19 protein-coding genes and 1 pseudogene are annotated in these 20,553 nt (G+C 60.0%); 12 read left to right on the top strand and 8 right to left on the bottom strand.

Annotated features, from left to right (window positions below):
• Positions 1-248 precede the first annotated feature (248 nt).
• Positions 249-2,723, bottom strand: a complete 2,475-nt coding sequence (locus DW49_RS0122100; protein WP_005619999.1) for a penicillin acylase family protein — start codon at positions 2,721-2,723, stop codon at positions 249-251.
• 345 nt (positions 2,724-3,068) lie between these two features.
• Positions 3,069-3,275: an SEC-C metal-binding domain-containing protein gene (locus DW49_RS1000000130790; protein ID WP_032607233.1), complete on the bottom strand. Its 207-nt coding sequence runs from the start codon at positions 3,273-3,275 to the stop codon at positions 3,069-3,071.
• Positions 3,276-3,451: 176 nt separating this feature from the next.
• On the opposite strand from DW49_RS1000000130790, the gene DW49_RS0122090 reads away from it, so the two are divergent.
• The 3 genes from DW49_RS0122090 to DW49_RS0122080 all read left to right on the top strand — a co-directional run bounded on the left by DW49_RS0122090 (position 3,452) and on the right by DW49_RS0122080 (position 5,076).
• Positions 3,452-4,105 (top strand): LexA family protein, encoded by a 654-nt coding sequence (locus DW49_RS0122090; RefSeq protein ID WP_005619997.1) that lies wholly within the window; start codon positions 3,452-3,454, stop codon positions 4,103-4,105.
• Positions 4,106-4,232: 127 nt separating this feature from the next.
• Positions 4,233-4,484: a DUF1654 domain-containing protein gene (locus DW49_RS0122085; RefSeq protein WP_005619996.1), complete on the top strand. Its 252-nt coding sequence runs from the start codon at positions 4,233-4,235 to the stop codon at positions 4,482-4,484.
• A gap of 262 nt (positions 4,485-4,746) precedes the next feature.
• The gene (locus DW49_RS0122080; RefSeq protein ID WP_024420877.1) at positions 4,747-5,076 is read left to right on the top strand and encodes a hypothetical protein; all 330 of its coding nucleotides are present in this window, start codon (positions 4,747-4,749) and stop codon (positions 5,074-5,076) included.
• Positions 5,077-5,094: 18 nt separating this feature from the next.
• Here the strand turns inward: DW49_RS0122080 and DW49_RS0122075 are convergent, their stop codons facing one another.
• On the bottom strand, positions 5,095-5,589 hold the full coding sequence (locus DW49_RS0122075; protein WP_005619993.1) for an LEA/WHy family protein: 495 nt from the start codon (positions 5,587-5,589) through the stop codon (positions 5,095-5,097).
• A 113-nt stretch (positions 5,590-5,702) separates the two neighbouring features.
• On the opposite strand from DW49_RS0122075, the gene DW49_RS0122070 reads away from it, so the two are divergent.
• Together DW49_RS0122070 and DW49_RS0122065 are read left to right on the top strand one after the other, a co-directional pair.
• Positions 5,703-6,254: a hypothetical protein gene (locus DW49_RS0122070; RefSeq protein WP_005619992.1), complete on the top strand. Its 552-nt coding sequence runs from the start codon at positions 5,703-5,705 to the stop codon at positions 6,252-6,254.
• Positions 6,255-6,366: 112 nt separating this feature from the next.
• Positions 6,367-8,802: a TonB-dependent receptor gene (locus DW49_RS0122065; protein WP_024421403.1), complete on the top strand. Its 2,436-nt coding sequence runs from the start codon at positions 6,367-6,369 to the stop codon at positions 8,800-8,802.
• 177 nt (positions 8,803-8,979) lie between these two features.
• Here DW49_RS0122065 and DW49_RS0122060 read toward each other — a convergent pair whose 3' ends face one another.
• Entirely contained in the window at positions 8,980-9,453 is a 474-nt protein-coding gene (locus DW49_RS0122060) for a YchJ family protein (RefSeq protein ID WP_003381504.1), read from the bottom strand.
• Between the two features lie 3 nt (positions 9,454-9,456).
• Positions 9,457-9,954, bottom strand: a complete 498-nt coding sequence (locus DW49_RS0122055) for a DUF6231 family protein (protein WP_003381502.1) — start codon at positions 9,952-9,954, stop codon at positions 9,457-9,459.
• Positions 9,955-10,171: 217 nt separating this feature from the next.
• Here DW49_RS0122055 and DW49_RS0122050 point away from each other — a divergent pair, with 217 nt between their 5' ends.
• Together DW49_RS0122050 and DW49_RS01000000128720 are read left to right on the top strand one after the other, a co-directional pair.
• Positions 10,172-10,447 (top strand): DUF1145 domain-containing protein, encoded by a 276-nt coding sequence (locus DW49_RS0122050; protein ID WP_007247002.1) that lies wholly within the window; start codon positions 10,172-10,174, stop codon positions 10,445-10,447.
• A pseudogene (locus tag DW49_RS01000000128720) lies at positions 10,440-11,190 on the top strand (collagen-like protein). Before DW49_RS0122050 ends, DW49_RS01000000128720 begins: the two are co-directional and overlap by 8 nt.
• A 95-nt stretch (positions 11,191-11,285) precedes the next feature.
• Here the strand turns inward: DW49_RS01000000128720 and DW49_RS0122040 are convergent.
• From DW49_RS0122040 to DW49_RS0122030, 3 genes are all read right to left on the bottom strand, one after another.
• Complete coding sequence (locus DW49_RS0122040; RefSeq protein WP_005619985.1) at positions 11,286-12,317, bottom strand: purine-nucleoside phosphorylase; 1,032 nt, start codon at positions 12,315-12,317, stop codon at positions 11,286-11,288.
• Positions 12,318-12,343: 26 nt separating this feature from the next.
• Positions 12,344-13,303, bottom strand: coding sequence for a nucleoside-specific channel-forming protein Tsx (locus DW49_RS0122035; protein WP_005619984.1), 960 nt, complete (start codon positions 13,301-13,303; stop codon positions 12,344-12,346).
• Between the two features lie 208 nt (positions 13,304-13,511).
• Positions 13,512-13,976, bottom strand: a complete 465-nt coding sequence (locus DW49_RS0122030; protein ID WP_005619982.1) for a DUF2269 family protein — start codon at positions 13,974-13,976, stop codon at positions 13,512-13,514.
• Between the two features lie 107 nt (positions 13,977-14,083).
• On the opposite strand from DW49_RS0122030, the gene dinG reads away from it, so the two are divergent.
• The 5 genes from dinG (at position 14,084) to DW49_RS0122005 (ending at position 20,347) form a co-directional block, all read left to right on the top strand.
• Entirely contained in the window at positions 14,084-16,228 is a 2,145-nt protein-coding gene (dinG, locus tag DW49_RS0122025; RefSeq protein WP_005619980.1) for an ATP-dependent DNA helicase DinG, read from the top strand.
• Positions 16,229-16,339: 111 nt separating this feature from the next.
• Entirely contained in the window at positions 16,340-17,488 is a 1,149-nt protein-coding gene (locus tag DW49_RS0122020; RefSeq protein WP_005619979.1) for a serine hydrolase domain-containing protein, read from the top strand.
• A gap of 153 nt (positions 17,489-17,641) precedes the next feature.
• Positions 17,642-18,796 carry an OmpA family protein gene (locus DW49_RS0122015; protein WP_024421402.1) on the top strand — a complete coding sequence of 385 codons (1,155 nt, stop codon included), beginning with the start codon at positions 17,642-17,644 and terminating at the stop codon, positions 18,794-18,796.
• A 291-nt stretch (positions 18,797-19,087) separates the two neighbouring features.
• Positions 19,088-19,735, top strand: a complete 648-nt coding sequence (gene pdxH / locus DW49_RS0122010; protein ID WP_005619975.1) for a pyridoxamine 5'-phosphate oxidase — start codon at positions 19,088-19,090, stop codon at positions 19,733-19,735.
• 147 nt (positions 19,736-19,882) lie between these two features.
• Positions 19,883-20,347, top strand: a complete 465-nt coding sequence (locus tag DW49_RS0122005) for an outer membrane lipoprotein (RefSeq protein WP_003381490.1) — start codon at positions 19,883-19,885, stop codon at positions 20,345-20,347.
• The last annotated feature ends 206 nt before the right edge of the window (positions 20,348-20,553 follow it).

The following is a 20,553-nucleotide window of genomic DNA, read 5'->3' as shown; positions in this document are numbered from 1 at the left end:
GTCGCCGAGGGGCGAAAAGGACACTTGAGCCTTGCATCTATCCAACTGACATCGCAAAACCGGTGTGTGACGCAGAGCGTCACGAAATGCATTCCCACGCAGAGCGCGGGAACGATAGGCGTTCGGGAGCATGCTCCGTGGAGTGCCCGCTAGAGCGCGGGAACGATAGGCTTTCGGGATAACACCATCGTGCCCATGCTCCGCGTGGGTATGCCGTTCTGGACGCTCTGCGTCTGGTTTTCGGCGCTTTACTTGCCCGGCGTCAGCGTCAGGCGTTGTTTGCCGTAGCCTTTTTCGTAGTTCTGCTGTTGCAGCGGGATCGACATGTATTGCCCTTTCTGCCAAGGCTCGATGCTGTTGGCGTAATACGGGCTGGCAGGGTTGCCGGACTGGCCGGTGTTAATCATGCCGGTCATCGGCTCCACCAGGCTGAAATCGACGATCATGCGCAGGCCAGGGGCCACGCGTGCATCGAAGCCTTTGCCCCACTCGAAACCGGACACATTCAGCGTGGTGTGATCACCGCCCGCCGCCGTAGCGCTGCGGTCGAACTCACCGCCGCCCAACTGCCTGGCCAGTGGGTTGGTCGAGGTCCAGTTGTCGCGATGCAGTTTGCCCCATTGCCAGGCCTTGTGGTCGCTACCCAACAGGCTGTCGCCACTGGTGACAGCCGCCGCCAGACTGCGCGCCAAAATGGTTGGCTTGTCTTCTTTCTGCGGGGTTTTGACGTCATCCCAATACGGGCTGTCATCACGGCCCAGCAAATGGTCTGCTTGCGGCGAATACGAAGAACTGGCATTGGCCACCAGCGCCTGCCAGGCAGGGCTGGTTTCGGGGCCCAGTTCATCGAGGAAAATCTGTTTGGCGCTTTCCTGCAGAAACAGCTCGTACAACGCAGCATCAGACGATGTGGCGCTGAGCTTGCCATCGAACGCCATCAGGCGAGTGAACGCCTCGCGGGCCTTGTTGCGATCAGCCTCCGGCAGGGCGTCGATGGCCTGCTTGAGCGGCTTGCTCATGCCCGGCGCCTGGAACATGGTCTTGAGTTTGGCCGCGAACGTCGTGGTCTGGTCGTATTGCATGGCGACGGTGCTGCGCAGGTCCTGCTTGCCGCTGTTGGCCAGCTCGGCGATACGCTCGGCGCGCTCCGGGTAGCCCCACGAGTTGGAAAGCTGCATGCCGTAGCCTTTCGGAATCGTGCGCTGGTTGGCCGCTGCCAGCCAGCCCTGGCGCGGGTCCTGATCATAAGGATGGAGCATCGAGTCGGCAAAACCGTCCCAGTCATATTTGCCGTCCCAGCCCGGCGAAGGCAGCAGGCCCTGACCTTCACGACGGTTCGGGAAGCGGCCAGTGACTTGCCAGCCAATGTTCGAGGCATCGGCGAAGACCATGTTCAGGGTGATCGCACGGATCTCGCGGCTGGTATCGAACGCCTTCTCGACGTTGGGTGCACGGGACAGATCAAAGAACGCATCCAGGCTCTTGTCGTCCTTGAAGTTGGGCACTTGCAGCGCCAGGCTCAAGCCATTGCCGGGCGGCGTTGCGCTGGCATTGAGCAATGCGCCATGACGCGTCTCGTAGACCGTTTCACGAATCGGGCTACCGCCTTTGACCAGAAAGGTTTCCTGGTGAGAGGCTGCCGGCACCCACTTGCCATCCGCCATGTAAGAGACGCGGTTGCCTTCGCGCTTGATCTTCTCAAGGAACAGATCCTGATTGTCGCCTTTGACGTTGCTCATGCTCCACGCCAGCTTGCCGTTGAAGCCGCTGAGGACCAGTGGCAGACCGGCGATGGATGCCCCGGACACCTGATATTTCGGCGCACGGATCTGCACGAAGCTCCAGGCGGAGTTCAGCCCGGCGGGCAGTTGCATGTCGCTGGCCAGCAGGCTTTTGCCGCTACGGCTGCGTTGTGGCGCGATCGCCCAGTTGCTTGAAGCGGCGACGCCGAGCATGTTCAGGTCCGAGAGCTGCAAGGCTATCCTGTTCAGATCGCTCAGGCCGGTGACCTGATTGTTCAGGTTAAGGCCCTTGAGCTTGTCGGCTTCGGCAAACGGCAGTTCTTCGTCAGGGTAAGTCGGCAGCAGCCAGGCGAGTTTGTCTGCCCCCACTTTCTGCGCCAGCACCAGCGCGGACAATTCTTCTTGCAGGTTCACCGACAGGCTGAAGTTGAGCAGGCTGAAAATCAGCGCCGAGTCTTCCGGCTTCCAGTACTCAGGTGTGTAACCCGAACGGGCGACATCGGCCGGCAGCTTGTCGCGGTAGCGGAACAGGTAGGCGTTGACGCCCCGTGCGTAGACATCGAAGAAGCGTTTGAGGCGCGGCGAAGCGGCGTTATACAGGTCGCTGGCGTTCTGCTTGAGATTCACTGAGCGCATCAGCCGGTCGACTTCCAGCGCGTCCGCTCCGGCCATTTCCGACAAGCGGCCCTGCGCGAGCAGGCGCATGCCGAGCATCTGACCGATGCGATCACCGGCGTGCACGTAACCCAGCGTGAACAGGGCGTCGTGGTACGTGCTGCTTTCTATGAGCGGCATGCCCATGTTGTTGCGGCGCACGGACACATTCTGCGCCAGCCCTTTGAGCGGGAACGTCCCGGAAGCAGGCAGCACAGTCTCGGGATCACCGCTGCCCAGCTGACAGCCAGCAAGGCTCAGGAAGCTTGCCGCAGCAGCGGCAGCGCCGAATCGAGGTAGAAAATGACGAAGGGCTGGCGAGGCCATGGGCAAGCTCCAAGAGGGGTAACGTACAAAAGGCGCTACGTTAGAGAGCAGGCAGGCTGTACGCAAGCGGCACGGACGAGTTTATTTCAGGATTTTACGGAGGCTGACCGGACGACGCTTCACGTTTTCCGCGATCTGCCGGTATGCCGGTAGGTATGTAGGAGCGGACTTGTCCGCGAACTGCCGGGAACCGGCAGCAAAGCCGGCGCGTACGGTTTATCAGGCACAACCGGGTTGACCTGTTTCAGGGCCGCTTCGCAGCCCATCGCAGCCGTCGTAACCTCCTGAAGCTCCTACAGCCCTTTGGGCAGAAGCCCAATCAGTGGGCGTTTCAGGATTTGTGTATCACGCGCCGTGGCATTTCTTGAATTTCTTGTCGCTGCCGCACGGGCACGGATCGTTGCGACCCACGTCCTTCAACGTGTTGCGCACGGGTTCCTGGTGCGCGTGACCGCAGTTCGGACCGTGGACATGGCCCTGCTGGTGGTCGTGATGATCGTGGTCGTGATCGTGGTTGCAATCAGGGCCATGAACATGGGCTTGCTGGTTCATCGGGTGTACTCCACAGTTAAATCTGCAATAAAAATCTGGCGAGCATTATCCCGCAAATCAGTGCCGAGCAGTAACAGTCAGTTCTTTTTCGCACTCGATCTGTTTTTTAAGTATGCTTAGTTTTTGGCGGGCGTTTTTCAGCGCTCTTGTATTTCCTGAAAGCGTGAGCCGATCCTATGACCCGACACGAACGTATCGCCAAGGCCATTGCCGCCAGCGGCAGAAAAAAAGGTGAGATCGCTGCCCAGTGCGGTGTGGCCAATTCTGCCGTTACCCAGTGGATCAGCGGCGAGAGCAAGAGCCTGCGGCCTGAAAACCTTTATGCGCTGGCACGCGCAACCGGCTTTCGGGCCGAGTGGCTGGCAATCGGTGAAGGGACTGAAAAGGAGGCGTTCGACGCCAACGTGGCGATGATCGATCAACCGAAAATGTCTTTTCGCTACCCGGTCATCAGTTGGGTGTCTGCCGGGTCGTGGGAGGAGGCGGTTCAGCCGTATCCCGATGGCTTCTCCGACCGCTATGAAATCTCCGATTACGACTCCAAAGGCCCGGCGTTCTGGCTGGAAGTCAAAGGCGATTCGATGACCGCGCCCACTGGCGTCAGCGTGCCGGAAGGCATGATGATCCTGGTGGACACCGAGGCCGACGTTCAGCCCGGCAGGCTGGTTATCGCCAAGCTGCCCGCCAGCAACGAGGCGACGTTCAAGAAGCTGGTCGAGGATGGCGGTACACGCTATCTGAAGCCGCTTAACCCGGCGTACAAGATGATCGAATGCGATGCCGACTGTCGCATTATCGGCGTGGCCGTGAGGATGACCGGCAGGCTGTGAGCCTTGCGCCACAAGGCTTTCGCAAACCTTCCGACGGCACATGGCGTAGGACGCCTCCTACAATCCGCTTGCCGGGATCCTTCGCTCGGAATACTGTATCTATATACAGTTTCGTGAAGAGGTTGTCATGGCCGACATCAACAATCCAGTGCGCGGCGCGTCGCGTTCCTACGAGCAAATCGGCAGGCGCATCCAGCGACTGGTCTCGGCACCGGACGTGCAGAAGATCCAGTGGGTCATTGTCACGCGCCAGGAAGACGAGGCTCGAGAAGGCTGGGACAGAGTGCTGCAGGAAATCTCCGAAACCGAAGGCATTGAGGTCGACTGGCAACGAGACGGGTCGGTGAGAATCGGCTGGCAGCGCTATATCGATAACTGAAACAGACAACGCATGAGGTATTTGACGCAGCCTGCTTGACTAATATTTTAAGCATGCTTAAATTTAACGTCTTCATCCCCATTTATCGCCAGATCATCGACCCACTTCACTCGCAAGGAAGCGACCAAGGGCAGGGCGAGCCCGAGTGCCAGACCGGATGACATCCTTCCCTATTTCCCTGCCATCCACACGGCAGGCGCGCAGTGTCTGAGTTTTTCTGTGTTCGTGAACAGCTGTTATCTCTGGAACGGAGTCAGAACTGATGGATCTCTTGAGTGGTTTGGCAGACAGAGGCGAGTGGTTGGTCGCCGGTCTGGTTGGCGCAATCATCTCGGGCTGGTGGCACAAGGCTGGTCTGCTCGACTGGCGTGCATGGATGGTTTTTCTGGTGACCGGGGTGGCGTGCGCCGTGTTTCTCACCGGTATCGCCAGCAATTACCTGGGCGTTGCAGAGCCTCGCAACATCACCGGCGTCGGTTTTCTGCTGGGTTCTTTTGGCGCCGCGTTGATCTCCGCTGTCAACCGCGCTTTGTGGGCGGCGGATATCTGGAAGTTTCTGCTGGAGCTGATCAAGGGCAAGCTGGGTGGATAGCTGCGTGGTTGTCGGTGGCTATTTGCGGTGCTGGATAAGTTCGTGCGGGGCCACATCGCCAGACTTGCCGATCCGCACGCTGTGCCTGAAGACCATGCCGGTCTTGAGTTTGCCTTCAAGCCGGTAGTGGATCAGCTCATCGGGCTTCTTCAGCAATTGAGCGATGTACCTGGCGTGCCCCCAGAGGTTGGTGCGGATGGGCACCACAAAGGTTTTCTGGCTGTGACCGTCGACAAAAAACCAGTCGCTGGATTTGCCATCGGCGAGCACCACGTCATTGAGCATGATCGTGTAGTTCAGGCCTCGTACGAACAGGCTGGAGTCGTTAGGATTGTCGACCTCGAAATACAGCTTGAAATCCTGTTGCGTCAGCCTGGCCTTGACCACCTGGACTTTCAACAACTGCACTTCTGGATCCTCGAAGCGGTCAAAACTCAGGTACGAGCATCCACTCAGCCCGAACATGACCAACGCAAGGCTTATGATTCTTGTAATGTGCGCCTGAAAAAACATGGATGTGCTCCGTTTGACGCCTGAGTCTAACAACTCAAGGGTCACGGGTAACGCGCTTGTTGCGCTGTCTGATGCTACGCCATACTTTTACTGACGTGCTTATCGGTGTCTCCATGAATGTCTACGAAATTGTCTTCAGCGCCGAACTGGTCGCTGGAGCCCAGCCCGAAAAGGTCAGGGCCAATCTTGGCAAGCTGTTCCAGGCTGACGCCGAGCGCCTGGAGCTATTGTTTTCGGGGCGTCGACTGGTTCTGAAAAACAACCTCGACGCCACCACGGCCGAGAAGTATCGCGCCACGCTGGAGCGGGCCGGCGCTGTGGTTCAGGTGCTGGAAATGAACGTACCGCCGCCCATGGAAGAAGTTGAGCTGGCCCCGCCGCCTGACGAGCCGACCTGGCTGCGCAAGGCATCTGGCAGTACAGGCCGACTGCAAATCAAACCACGCGATGCCTATATGGCCGCTTTCACGGATGTTGACGCGCCGGATTACTCGGTGGCCGATACGGGCGCCGATATGTCTGAGGCCAAGCCTGAGCCCGTGGCACCGCTTCTTGACCTCTCCCGATTGAGCCTGGCCCCGCCGGGCAGCGACATGGGGCAAGCCGTCCAGACCGTGTCGAAGGCGCCACCTGACACCTCGCATTTGCGGGTCATCCCGGAATAATGCCAGCAGGCATCTGAAATCCTGAAACGGAATTATTTTCAATCAGCCCTGTTACTTTCGACAGTTCGCTCGGCTAACAGGCATTGAGAAATAGTCCACCAGGAGTTGCCCGATGTCCCGCTCGTTAGACACCCTTCTGCGCCCCAGTCTTCTGGCCATGGCGATTGCCCTGTGCACGCCGCTGGCCAGCCCGCTGCTGATGGCTGCGCAACAGACCAGCGTTGTTGCCTACGACCTGCCTGCAGGGGCCTTGCCGACCACATTGAATCAGATCGCCAGCCAAAGTGGCCTCGCACTGAGCCTTGATCCTGCACTGGTCGCCGGCAAAACGAGCTCGCCGGTGAAGGGCAGTTTCGATGCGCCGGGTGCCCTGCGGGAAGTGTTGCGTGGCAGTGGCTTGCAATTGGTGCAAAGCAGCGTCGGGACTTACACGCTGATGGTCATGGAGCAGAACGCCCTGAACCTGTCGGACGTCAATATCAACGCCAGCAGCGCGCCTGTCGAAGGTTCCGAAGCGGCAGGTTATCGCAGCGAAAACATCAGCAGTGTCGGCGCGCTGGGCGGCATGAAGCTGCAGGACGCGCCTTATTCCATCAGCGTGACACCTCGGGCTTTGCTGAAAAACATTCAAGCCACCTCGCTGGACGATGTCATCAAGCACAACCCGTTCACTCAGATGTACTCGCCGACCAGCGCCGGTTACGCCAGTGCCGTCAATATTCGCGGTTTCAGCAGTTCTGGCAGCCTGAACATCGCCAATGACGGCCTGCGCTTTACCAACGGTGCCGATGGCAGCAACTACATTGAAGAGATGGAGCAACTGGAAGTCATCACCGGCCTGACCGGCTTCCTGTACGGCCCGGCCTCGCCGGGCGGGCTGGTCAACTACGTCATCAAACGTCCCACCTATGAGCGCTACAACAGCGTCACCCTGGGCAATGCCGGTGGCGAAAACTACTACCTGCATGGTGATTTCGGCGGGCCGATCGACAGTGAAGGCAAATTCGCCTATCGCCTCAACGTGCTGACCCAGGACGGCGAAACCGCCGTTGATATGAACAAGCGCCGTCGTGAAATGATTTCCCTGGCGCTGGACTGGAATGTCTCCGATGACCTGCTGGTGCAGTTCGACGCCTCGCACAAGAAAACCCAGATTCGCGGCCTGACCAGTTACTGGTATTTCAACGACCAGTCCTTGCGCCCCAGTGCGGCCTCGCTGGACAACGACAAGCTCTACAGCCAGAAATGGTCGTTTTCCGATTACGAGTCAGACAAGGCCGGCGTTCGCGCCAAATGGCGTCTGAACGACACCTTCACCTTGCGCGCAGCGTTTGCCGCCCAGCAGTACACGTCGGAAAACACCTACACCGGGCCGACGGTCTCCAGCGCAGGCGTGTACTCGCAGCCGCTGTACGCTTTTGCACCGATTGAGACCGAAGAAAAGACCGGCTCGCTGTTTCTGGATGCTGCATTCGATACCGGGTTTCTTGGCCACAAAGTCACCTTTGGTTATCAGGGCAATACGTCTCGCCAGAAACAGTACGAGGACCACGTTCCGTACACGCCTGCTCAGCCCGGCCCGCAATACACCTCGCCGGTCGGCACGATCCCGCTGGACCAGACGCCCCAGGTCGGCAAGCCGTCCTACTCGATTGGTCACGGCAACCAGCGCCTGGCCAATAGCACGCAGAGCAACAACTTCCTGATCGGCGACGTCATCACCTTCAACGAGCAGTGGTCGGCGATTCTTGGTGTGACCAACACGCAGATCAAGACCTACGCCAACGAGTTCGTTTACGCCAAGGCATTCGGTTCGGCTGAAACCGAGACCAAATACAACGAAAGCAAGACCTCGCCGAATATCTCGCTGGTCTACAAACCGCTGCCGTGGCTGACCACCTACGCGACGTATATAGAAGGCCTGCAATCCAGAGGCATCGCGCCAAGCGGCACTGCCAATGCCGGTCAGGCTTTTGCGCCTGAAGTCAGCGAGCAGTACGAAATCGGCGCCAAGGCGACGCTGGGCGAAACACTGTTCACTCTTGCGCTGTTCAACATCGAGAAGCCCAACGCCTACACTACCGGCGGCAATGTTTACGTGGTGGACGGGCGTCAGGAAAACAACGGGCTGGAGTTCAGCGTGACCGGCAAAGTCATTCCGGAACTGACGCTGGTCGGCGGCTTCACCTTGCTGGACCCCAAGATCAAGAAAACCGGCGTGTCAGCGAATGAAGGTAACGTACCCACCAACGTCGCCAAGCAACTGGCCAAGGTCTATGCCGAATACGACATCAACCAGATGCCGGGCCTGGCCATGACCGGCGGCGCGTTCTTTACCGGCAAGCAATACACCGACCAAAGCAACGAGAACGACCTGCCGTCCTTCACCACCTTCGACGCCGGCGCGCGCTACCGCCTGCGCGTCTCGGAAAACGACCTGACGTTGCGGGTCAACGTCAGCAACCTGGCCAACAAGGAATACTGGCTCAATAGCAGCTACCTGGGCGACCCGCGCACCGTCGCGTTCTCGACGCAATTGGAGTTCTGAGGTCGGCTTGTGTCCACCGGAGCGTAACCTTGACTATCGTGCGACGCTCTGCGTCGCATGCCGTTCTGGACGCTCTGCGTCCGGTCTTGAGTGTGCGGTGCGGCGCAGATTTGTGACGCAGAGCGTCACGCACGGCATTCCCACGCTGGAGCGTGAGGAACGATAATCTCGACTGTCTCAAACCACATAAGCCGAACAGCATTTCTTGAATTTCTGCTCGCTGCCACACGGACAACCGTCATTGCGGCCGGCCTTGAGCGGGACGGTGGAGTCGATGAAGTACCAATGGCCCTGATTCTGCACAAACGATGAGCGTTCCTTGTGGCTGTGTTCGCCATTGCCATCGTGCCAGCGGGCAGTAAACGTCACGAAGGCGTGTTCGGGTTTGCCGCCGAATACCTCCGCGCTTTCCACTTCAAGCCCCAGCCAAGTGCTTTGCGCGCTCCATTGTGCGATGGCTTCACGGTCCAGCGCGGCTTGCTGCACCGGCAATGTGGTCTGCACCAGATAATCCGTCAGCCCCAGCACGTACGCGCTGTAACGCGAACGCATCAGTTTCTCCGCGCACGGCGCAGGCTGGCCGGCGTGATAATGACCGCAGCAGGCCAGTAAAAGGTCGCCACTGCCGCAGGGGCAAATAGCACTACTCATGATTCACCACCAGTATTTTCCAAAGTTCTCCGGGTTGGCCCAATATTTTGCGTTCAGCCAGTCGGGCACCTGTTTGTACTCGCGCAAGTCGTAGGTAAACAGGTTCAGCACCTGATCATCGCGCGCGAAGCGTTCGCTGGATTGCAGGGCCAGCGAGAAAAAGTCGGTCTCCTGCCAACCGCAGGCCTGCAAATCGGCCAGCACCGCGATGCGGCTGGCGTTGAGGTTGCGGATGCCGCCCAGCAGTTCCAGGCCGGTGCGCTTGGGGATATGCTCGAGGCAATCGACCACCAGCGCCAGGTCGAATCGTTGTGCGGCCAGATGCGCGGGCAGGGTGCCGGGCTCGGCCAGCGCCACCTCGGTCTGCGGGTGCGCGTCCTGAAAGGCTTGCAGCGCAGGAAACGCCTGCGCCCCGATCAACAGCAGGCGCTCGGGAGCGTAACGGTCGAGCAGCGCGGCCAGCGCTTGCTGGGGCGTGCGGGTTGAGTAGCCGACAGTCATCGAAAGTCCTCTGGTTGACTGACAAGACTAGCCTGCCGAACCGGCCCTGAACAGCAGTCAGTCACCCGAGATCGCATCACACCGGCGCGGCAACGATCTATGCTTGATCTTTTTTAATACACCGCTGGCATATTCGCTGAACAGCACGTCTACTGTGCGGCGACGAAAAGCGTGCAAAGACTTCGCGTTCGTAACGGATATCACAAGGGGTCAGGCAATGAAGCTGTTTTGGGGGCTGGGAAAGATCTTGATGCTGGGCTTCTGGCTGGTGGTGCTGATCAATGCGGTCATTGAAGCGCCCAGCCCGTTCGGCGTGATGATCGACATGGCGGGCGCCGTACTGTTGTTGACTCACCTGCTGGAACTGTTTCTGTTCAACGGCAGCCTGCGCGGTCGCAGGCATCCGTGGCGCGACCGGGGCAAGATAATCCTGTTCGGCATCTTCCATGTTCAATCCATCAGCCGCTCGGCTGCAAGGCACTCCCATGCGTAAGCTCGTTCTGCTGGCGGCACTGTTCAGCCCATTGGCCCTGGCCCAGACCATTATCGTTGCGCCGCATTCGCTCATGCGCCTGCCAGGCAACAGCAGCGTGCTGCAGGTCGAGCGCCTTGAGGTGTCCGATTACGGCACCTTGCTGATCCCCGCCGGTATCGATGACGTGAAAATCGGCGAACTGGTGCTGGGCCACGAAGCGCGCATTGCTATCGTACCCGGCGTGCAAGCGTTCAATCTGGTCGTGCTCAAAGGTGAATTCGGCACCGGTAGCCAGATCACGGCACGAGGCGCTCCGGGCACGTTCGAGAAACTGGCGCTGCCTGGGCGCAACCTGAGCCTGCGTTTGCAGAGCCTGAATGCCGAAGAGTTGTCGATTGACGCACGCGGCGGTGCGGGCAGCCCGGGGTATGCAGGGCTCGATGGCGGTACTGGCGAAGAGCCGGGATGCATGTGGGGGCAGGGCGGGCGTGGTTACAACGGTGACAGCGGCGGCAACGGCCGCGACGGGGCAGCAGGTTCGTCTGGAGCTGCCACAGAGCTTTCCCGCCGAGCGCATCAAAGTCAATGTCGCCGGTGGCGCGGCAGGCAAGGGTGGCGAAGGAGGCAAGGCCGGCAAAGGCGGCGCATCCAAAGGCTGCATCGTTTACCGCGCAGATGGCGGCAAGGCCGGCAGAGCAGGTGAGGCCGGTCTGCCCGGTGTGGCGGGGCCTGCGGGCAGTCTGATCCTGCAGCGCTTGTAATCCTCAACCGCCGCAACTTTCAAGCGCTGTAAGCTTCAAAAGCCCGTCCGGCTCAGGCGCAACGCCTGAGCCGGACGTTCATCGCAGCAGCGCGCTTATTGCGGCACGCCTTTCTCCCAGTTCTTCCAGTCGCCCACAATCGCTTGCACCAGCGGGTTGCCCGTGCGGTACAGGTTTTCCAGTGCCGGTACGAACGCACCCTGATCGGCATACTTGAGCAGGTTGTCCACCTCGCTGTAACCCGGATACGGACGATCAAAGTCCGAGCCCGCGCGCACCACGGCGAGACGATTGACATCCACCTTGCCCGCCTTGCTGGCGCGCAACAGGGCTTCGTACGTGGAATTGTCCTCCTGCTGGGTGGTGCAATACACGCCTTTGCCGTCGGTCAGCAGCTTGGTCCAGACTTCCGCCCGCTCACTCAGGCGCGTCCCGGAAAACCACGTATTACCCGCCAGCGTGTCGCACTGGGTGACTTGCGGTGGCTGATTGGCAGGCGCATAAGGGTATTTGACGCGCCAGGCCGCCGATTCCTTGCTCTCGCTGAGCACGACCTTCTGCGACAGGGCGAACGCCTTGGCCTGAAGCTTGGGGTTCAGCTCGAAGACTTCGGTCTTGTAGTCCAATGGCGGCTTTTCGTTCGGGCCTTTGGTGTTGATGCCCAGATAACCGGTCGGCCAGTCCTTGGGTACGTCGCGGGAATCGATTTCCCACTGGGTGCCGAACTCCACCAGATAATGCGCCCACGCGGTGGTGCCCAGAGAGCCGTGATGCGGGTTGATACCGGCAATACCGGCAACGATGAAATAGGTCTTGCGCAGGTCGAACTGCGGCGATAACGCCAGCGCCAGCGTCGAAGCCGCCGCATTGGTCTGGCCCATGCCGGTGACCAGCAGGCAGACGTCCTGCTCATTGCAGCGGATGGCCGGGTAGTCGGCTGCCAGCCCCGGCACCTGAACCTCTTTGGTCAGGTGCAGGCGATCGATCCAGTTCTGCGCTTCGGGGGCGAACATGGCGATCAGCATCACTTTGGGCGTGACCGGCGTAACCGGCGCAGTGGCCGCCCAGATGCCTGGGCTGAGCAGGGCCAGCGTGGCGCAGAGAGCATTGCGAGTAATGTGTTTCATGAAAACTCCTGTCGTCAAAATCAAATTCAGAACTGATAACCCACGCCTGCGTAATAACCCCAGCCGTCCGAGCGCGCCCGGAAGTTGCCGTCGCCGAAGTTGAGTTCACTGCCGTCCTGCCAGTTGCCGCCGTTGTGGAAGTAACGGCCTACCAACGTGAAGCGCAGGTGAGTAAAAGCGTAAAGCAGCACGTTGGTGGCAACCGTGGAGTTGCCGGTGCGCGCCGGATCGTTCTTGAGGTCCGAACCAAAGTCGAAGTTGGTAAAGCCGATGTAGGTCAGCGATGCGCCGTTGTCGAATGTGCTGATCGGTACGATGTATTTGAGCTGGGCACGGTAGCCGTCCCACGAATACTCGTTGCTGGCGCCGTAGTTTTCCCACTGGTAGCGGCCGTAGAAGTTGGCCGACAGATTGACCCGCGAATGGGTGTCGATGTCCGTGCCCAAGCCGCTGTACAGCGTGTTGGCGCGGTTGGCCGAGTTGCTGCCGTGGTCGTAGATCCAGTCAAAGGCAACATACCATTCCTTGAACGGCCCGACCGCCAGGCTGCGCCCGGCCAGATAGTCGATGGAAATACGCGGCTCGTGCTCCATGAACAGTGGCGAGCCATGATCCCAGACGCCTTTGTCATTATCGTTGCCGATGCCGAGGATTTTCGGCACATCCACATAGCCGTACAGCTCAAACGGCCCTTTGCGGCCGAAGTACTCGTACTCCAGGTAGATGTCATCGTTGGGCTTGGGGCCGAAACTGATGTCCTTGCTGCCGATCAGCGTCAGGTCCTGATTGAACCAGTCTGAAAAGTACGCGCCTTTGCCTTCCTTGGGCGATGCGGGGGGGCTGAGCGCTTCGCCCTGCGCGGAATCTTCCGCGCTCGCCGGCTGCGCCAATGCCACGCTGCAGGGCAGTGCAGCAACTGCTGCGAGCAGCAATGGAATCATGACGTTGCAGGGGGCTGCGGGCTGGGTGAAAAACTGCTTTGGCATTGAAACTCCTTTTTATGATCGCGCACTGTCAATCGCGTATTGCTGGTCGCTGACGGCTGATCGCAAACGTTTGCACAGCGCATGCCAAAGAGTTTCAAGGTCTTGAACAGGCTGGATATAGGCCGAGGAAGATGACCGATCGGGCAGGAATCTGTTCACAAGCTGTGCGCGGTATCACCTCCCGTGCCCTGTGATGTTCCGTTTCGCCTCAAAACACCGGACGCGCCGCTGCCAGCGCGACCACGGCCAGGCCGATGATCAGATTGATGCCGACCAGCCGACGGATATGGCCAAGTGCTGCTGCGCCTTCGGCCCATTGTTCGGCGTCCACCGCGCGACGCAGTTCTGGCAACTGCAATGAATGGATACGCAAGAACAGCGCAACCATTACCACGTACAGGCCCATCATGATCTGCACGTAGCGCGGCGCGGTTTCAAAACCGGTGAAGTTCAGCTGGATCATGCCGATGCCGGTGACAGGCAGCACGATCACGGCCGCCCAGACCCAGATGAAGAAGCGTGGAAACACCTGGACCCACACTTTCAAGCGGGCAGGGCCTTCAAGTGCTGCAATGACTGCTGGACGCAAGACCATCCAGGCGAAAAACATTCCGCCCACCCAGACCAGAGCAGCCAGCACATGCAGCGTATAAACAGTGGAAAAAGCGGTCATCGGACACTCCGTTCTGCGCGGATGGATTTAGCGCGCTATGATAGCGCTCACTCAGAACCACTGAAAATTTATCCAGCCTTTTTAGCCGTGCCCCCGAACCGAAGCCAATGATCAGTACCGAACTCAAAACCCAGATCCAGGGCGCTTACTCGCGTTTCCTCGAAGCCAAAAGCCTCAAGCCGCGCTATGGCCAGCGATTGATGATCGCTGAAGTCGCCAAGGTGCTGGGGGACATTGATACCGATGAAGAGGGGCGTCGTTCGGGCGACCCTGCGGTCGTGGCTGTCGAGGCCGGGACGGGCACCGGCAAGACCGTGGCCTACGCCATCGCGGCAATTCCCACTGCCAAGGCGGCGGGCAAGCGGCTGGTGATCGCTACGGCAACCGTCGCGCTGCAAGAGCAGATCGTCTACAAGGACCTGCCGGACCTGATGCGCAACAGCGGTCTGAACTTCACCTTTTCGCTGGCCAAGGGCCGCGGCCGTTACATGTGCCTGTCCAAACTCGACGCATTGCTGCAAGAGAGTGACGCGACCAACGCGACCGCGCAGCTGTTCGAGGAAGAAGGCTTAAAGATCGAGGTCGATGAAGCCAGCCAGAAGCTGTTCACCAGCATGTTGCAGAAGCTGGCGGGCAACAAATGGGACGGTGACCGGGACAGTTGGCCACAGGAACTCGCGGACCAGGACTGGGCGCGGCTGACCACCGATCACAGCCAATGCACCAATCGTCATTGCCCCAACTTCCAGCAGTGCGCTTTTTATAAGGCGCGCGAAGGCATGGGCAAGGTTGACGTGATCGTCACCAACCATGACATGGTGCTGGCTGACCTCGCGCTGGGCGGTGGCGCAGTATTGCCAGACCCGCGTGACACGCTGTACGTGTTCGACGAAGGCCATCACCTGCCAGATAAGGCCATCGGCCACTTTGCCCATTACACCCGCTTGAAGTCCACCGCCGACTGGCTTGAGCAGACCGCCAAGAACCTCGCCAAGCTGCTGGCCCAGCACCCGTTGCCTGGCGACCTGGGCAAGCTGATCGAGCAAGTGCCGGAGCTGGCCCGCGAGATCAAGGGCCATCAGCAGTTCATGTTCGGTGCCTGCGAGCAACTGGCGGATTTCCGCGCCGGTGAAGACATGCAAGGCCGTGAACGGCCTCGGCATCGATTTATCGGTGGAGTGATCCCCGAGCACATCCGCGAGATGGGCATCGAATTGAAAAAGGGTTTCGCCCGTCTGGACGATCTGTTCACGCGCCTGACTGAACTGCTTAAAGAAGGCATGGACGGCGAGGTCAACATTGGCATCGCCAGCCATCAGGCTGAAGAGTGGTACCCGTTGTTCGGCAGCCTGTTGGCCCGAGCCCACGGCAACTGGGAGCTGTGGACGGCATTCACCGCCGAAGACCCGGAAGACAGCCCGCCGATGGCACGCTGGCTGACCCTGGCCGACAGCGGCGCATTGTTCGATATCGAGGTCAACGCCAGCCCGATTCTAGCCGCCGAGATGCTGCGCCGTAACCTGTGGAACATCGCCTACGGTGCGCTCGTGACCTCGGCCACCCTGACCGCACTGGGCAAGTTCGACCGTTACCGCATGCGTGCTGGCCTGCCGAAATGTGCCGTGACGGCGGTGGTGCCCAGCCCGTTCCACCACGCCGACGCTGGCGTGCTGCGGGTGCCGGACCTCAAGGCCGACCCGCGTGACTCGGTGGCCCATACCGCCGCGATCATTCGTGACCTGCCCGGTCTGGTCGAAGGTTCGCGAGGCACACTGGTGCTGTATTCGTCGCGCAAGCAGATGCAGGACGTTTTCGACGGCCTGGACCGCGACTGGCGCAAGCAAGTGTTCATTCAGGGCAATCTGTCCAAACAGGAGACGCTGAACAAGCACAAGGCACGAGTCGACAGTGGCGAGTCCAGCGTGCTGTTCGGGCTTGCCAGTTTTGCCGAAGGGGTGGACTTGCCCGGTGCATATTGCGAGCACGTGGTAATCGCCAAGATTCCGTTTGCAGTGCCGGACGACCCGGTCGAGGCGGCGCTGGCCGAGTGGATCGAGGCGCGTGGCGGTAACCCGTTCATGGAAATCGCCGTGCCCGATGCGTCGTTGCGTCTGGTGCAGGCCTGTGGCCGGTTGCTGCGCACCGAAGAAGACCGCGGCACCATTACGCTGCTGGACAGGCGCGTCGTCACCCAGCGTTACGGCAAGGCGATTCTTAACGCGTTGCCGCCGTTCCGCCGCGAGATTTCCTGAATAACAGCTGTCGGTTGCCTCAGGTCTGTTCCCAAAGCGACCGATCGCTGGAACAATATGCGCCCATTCGGCCTGTGATCAGGCCCAGTACCGTCAGTCAGGAGTCCGCCGTTGCAGATCCAGGGTCATTACGAACTTCAATTCGAAGCGGTGCGTGAAGCCTTTGCGGCGCTTTTTGACGATCCTCAGGAACGTGGCGCTGCCTTGTGCATTCAGGTCGGTGGCCAGACGGTGGTCGATCTTTGGGCGGGCACGGCCGACAAGGACGGTGCTGAGGCGTGGCATACCGATACCATCGCCAACCTGTTCTCCTGCACCAAGACCTTCACCAGCGTGGCGGTATTGCAGCTGGTCGAAGAGGGCAAGCTGAAGCTGGACGAACCCGTGGCCAGGCTTTGGCCCGAATTCGCCGTTGCCGGCAAGGCTTCGATCACCTTACGTCAATTGCTCTGCCATCAGGCGGGTTTGCCCGCGCTGCGCGAGCCACTGCCTGCAGAAGCGCTTTACCAATGGGACACCATGACGGCAGCGCTGGCAGCTGAAGAGCCGTGGTGGACGCCGGGTCAGGGCCACGGTTACGCGGCGATCACCTACGGCTGGCTGGTGGGCGAGATGCTGCGCCGTGCCGACGGGCGCGGGCCAGGCGAGTCCATTGCTGCGCGTATCTCGCGTCCGCTGGGGCTGGATTTTCATGTCGGTCTGGCAGATGAGCAGTTTTATCGCGTCGCGCATATTGCGCGCGGCAAGGGCAATGCGGGCGACGCTGCCGCGCAACGCGTACTGCAAGCGACGATGCGCGAGCCTGCGTCCATCACCGCCAAGGCGTTCACCAACCCGCCGTCGATCATGACCAGCACCAACAAGCCGGAATGGCGGCGCATGCAGCAGCCGGCGGCCAACGGCCATGGCAATGCGCGCAGCCTGGCAGGTTTCTATAACGGCTTGCTGGATGGCAGCCTGCTTGAAGCTGACATGCTCAATGAACTGACCCGAGAGCACAGCCTCGGTCAGGACAAGACCCTGTTGACCTCGACCCGCCTGGGGCTGGGTTGCATGCTTGACCAGCCAGCGGAGCCCAACGCCACGTTCGGTCTGGGCCCCAAGGCATTTGGTCATCCGGGCGCGGGCGGTTCAGTGGGCTTTGCCGATCCGGATTACGACGTGGCGTTTGGCTTTGTCACCAACACCCTGGGCCCCTACATTCTGATGGACCCTCGCGCGCAGAAACTGGTTGGCGTGCTGCGTGAGTGTTTGCAGTAGGTATCGGCCATAAGTGCTTGTTTCATACCGACTGTCAGTTAAATGGCTGTAACAGGAACCGTACGACGGTTTCTTTTTCCAACTGCATCTTTATGCATGTTATACCGGCGTAGTTACGTCCTTCTGTCTGATCAAAACCGTTGCGGGTCATCCATGTCGTCCAATAAAAGCCTCGTTCTCGCTCTGTGCATCGCTGTTACTGGCTGTGCTCAAACCCCTCAGTCCGACTCTGCTGCAACCGGAGGCCATTGGTGGCAGTTCGGTTCTGGCAGCGAGTCTTCCGATGCCGGCACTGCTGTGAAGGCGCCCGCACCGGCTCCCGCTCCCGCTCCCGCTCCCGCTCCGGTGGCCAAGGCTGCTGCAACACCGGCCCCTGCGGCTGGCGCTGAAAGCAGCGGCCCGTGGTACTGGCCGTTTGGCTCCAACGACAACGCGCAAGCAAAGCCTGATGCCCTTGCCAGCAAGTCGGCAGACAAGCCTGCTGCGCCTGCGATGGTTGCCAAGTCGGAGACCGATACCAAGTGGTGGTGGCCGTTTGGCGCCGAAGGCAAGAAGGACGAGCCTAAAGCACTGCCGATGCCCGATCCTAAAGTGACCCAGGCCTGGCTGGACGAATATGAGCCGCGTCTGCGCGCTGCCATCAAGGACAGCCCATTCCAGCTGGAACGTCGCGAAGACCTGCTGGCGATCACTGCACCGGTCGACAGCTCTTTCAACCCGGACCGCCCGGCCATGTTGCTGCCCAACACGCTGGGCCCGATCACCCGTCTGGCCAAGGTGGTCGAAGGTGATCAGAAGACCGCAGTGCTTATCCTCGGCCACGCTGACACTTCAGGCCCTACCGAAGGTAACCAGAAGATCAGCCAGGAGCGTGCGCAATCCGTTGCCGCGATCTTCCGCCTTAGTGGTCTGGAGCGTAACCGCCTGAGCCAGCGTGGCATGGGCGCGGTCATGCCGCGTGCAGCCAACGACAGCCTTGAAGGCCGTGCGCTCAATCGCCGTGTCGAGATTCTCATGACGCCGCAGGACACCATGCGCGCCCTGATGGCCCGTTATGCGCTGCCGCCGGTTGCCCCCGTCATGGTTGCCACCCAGGACGTCAAGCCAGTAGCGCCAGCACCTGCTGCCGCGCCTGCCAAGAAAGCCGCTGTGGCGAAGAAAGACACTGCCAGGAAAGCGCCGGCCAAGGCCAGCACTGCCAAAAAGGCTGCGCCTGCCAAGACCACCGCAGCGGCTAAAAAGCCAGCAGCCACCAAAGCCCCGGCCAAGGCGCCTGCCAAGAAAGATAACAGCCAGGCCAGTAACTGAGGCCTGTGTACCTCAACGACTTTCGTCTCCACGCTTTGCGTTGTGCACGGGTCCTGAATAGCCTGAGAAACAAGGCTTTCAGGCTTCTGCCCGTAGGGCGTGGGAGCGAACTTGTTCGCGAAGAGGGCCTTACATTCACCAATGATTTATCGCCCACAACATAGCCTTCGCGAACAAGTTCGCTCCCACGGCCTTCGGCCAGATTCAAAAACGAATGTGTGATAACGACGAGCGCCGAGCCTCGTAACGAGAGTTAGCTAACGTTCATGATATCTGCGCAGGAATGAAACCATGACTCAAACCCTGGCCGACATGCGCCGTGATTACACGCGCGACGGTTTGACTGAAGCGCAGTCGCCGCAAGAGCCGTTTGCGCTGTTCCACACCTGGTTTGAAGAAGCAGTGAAGACCGAGCAACCACCGGTCGAGGCCAACGCCATGACCCTGGCCACCGTCGATGAGGACGGACGCCCCCATTGCCGGGTTTTGTTGCTCAAGGGGCTCGATGCTCAGGGCTTCACCTTCTTCACCAACTACGAAAGCGCCAAGGGCCAGCAATTGGCCGCACACCCATTCGCGGCCATGACTTTCTTCTGGCCAGCGCTGGAGCGTCAGGTGCGTATTGAAGGCCGGGTCGAGAAGGTCAGCGCTCAGGAGTCCGACGCTTATTATCAGGTGCGCCCGTTGGGCAGTCGTCTTGGCGCATGGGCATCGCCGCAAAGCCGGGTGATTGCCGATCGCGAGGAGCTGGAAGGCTTGATCAGACAGACGGAACAACGCTTCGCAGACACCCAGCCACACTGCCCCGAGCACTGGGGTGGCTACCGTCTTTTGCCCGAGCGAATCGAGTTTTGGCAGGGAAGATCCAGTCGCCTTCACGACCGTTTGAACTATCGTTTGATAAACGCCAAATGGGCACGCGAGCGTCTTGCCCCCTGATTGAATTATTCGCCTGCTCAGCCGTCTGAGCGTTAGACAGGCCGTCGCTGTATGACGCCTGAATGAACTTAAATTGCAGGACCGGGGCCGTGACAGCATCGTTGTCGGGTAGTCTAATGGCCACTGGTTCCTCTGGAGATTCCTTTTATGCGCAAGTCTGCTCTTCTGGTTGCTTCGTTCACTGCGATGGCGTTGATGCTGGGCGGCTGTACCTCAAATCTGACCGGCGATTCCTATTCCCGCGATGAGGCCAGGACTGTACAGACTGTCCGCATGGGCACCATCGAATCCTTGCGTCCGGTCAAGATCGAAGGCACCAAGACGCCAATCGGCGGTGTTGCGGGTGCGGTCGTCGGCGGCGTTGGCGGCAGCGCCATCGGTGGCGGTCGCGGTAGCGTCGTGGCTGCAGTGATCGGCGCGGTGGCAGGTGGTCTGCTGGGTTCGGCGACCGAAGAAGGCCTGACCCGCACGCAAGGTGTTGAAATCACCGTGCGTGAAGATGACGGCAGCATGCGTGCCTACGTGCAGCAGGTTCAGGAAAACGAGATTTTCCGGGTCGGCGAACGCGTACGCATCATGAGCGTCAACGGCACGAGCCGCGTGAGCCACTGATCGGCGACGCTGCACACCAAAACCCCGAGCCGAAATGCTCGGGGTTTTTTGTTTTCTGCGTCACATGGATTGTCACGCAAGGCATGCAGTTCCGGACTGCTACGCATCACACCTATGCTGCAACACAACGTCATGCCTTGCCCATCGTCACTGCACATAAACAAAAGCGCTTTTTTATCACGATGGCACTGACGACGCCGATTGCG

The organism is Pseudomonas avellanae BPIC 631 (assembly GCF_000444135.1).
GTDB classification, from domain to species: domain Bacteria; phylum Pseudomonadota; class Gammaproteobacteria; order Pseudomonadales; family Pseudomonadaceae; genus Aquipseudomonas; species Aquipseudomonas avellanae.
This window is presented reverse-complemented; position numbering and strand designations above follow the sequence as displayed.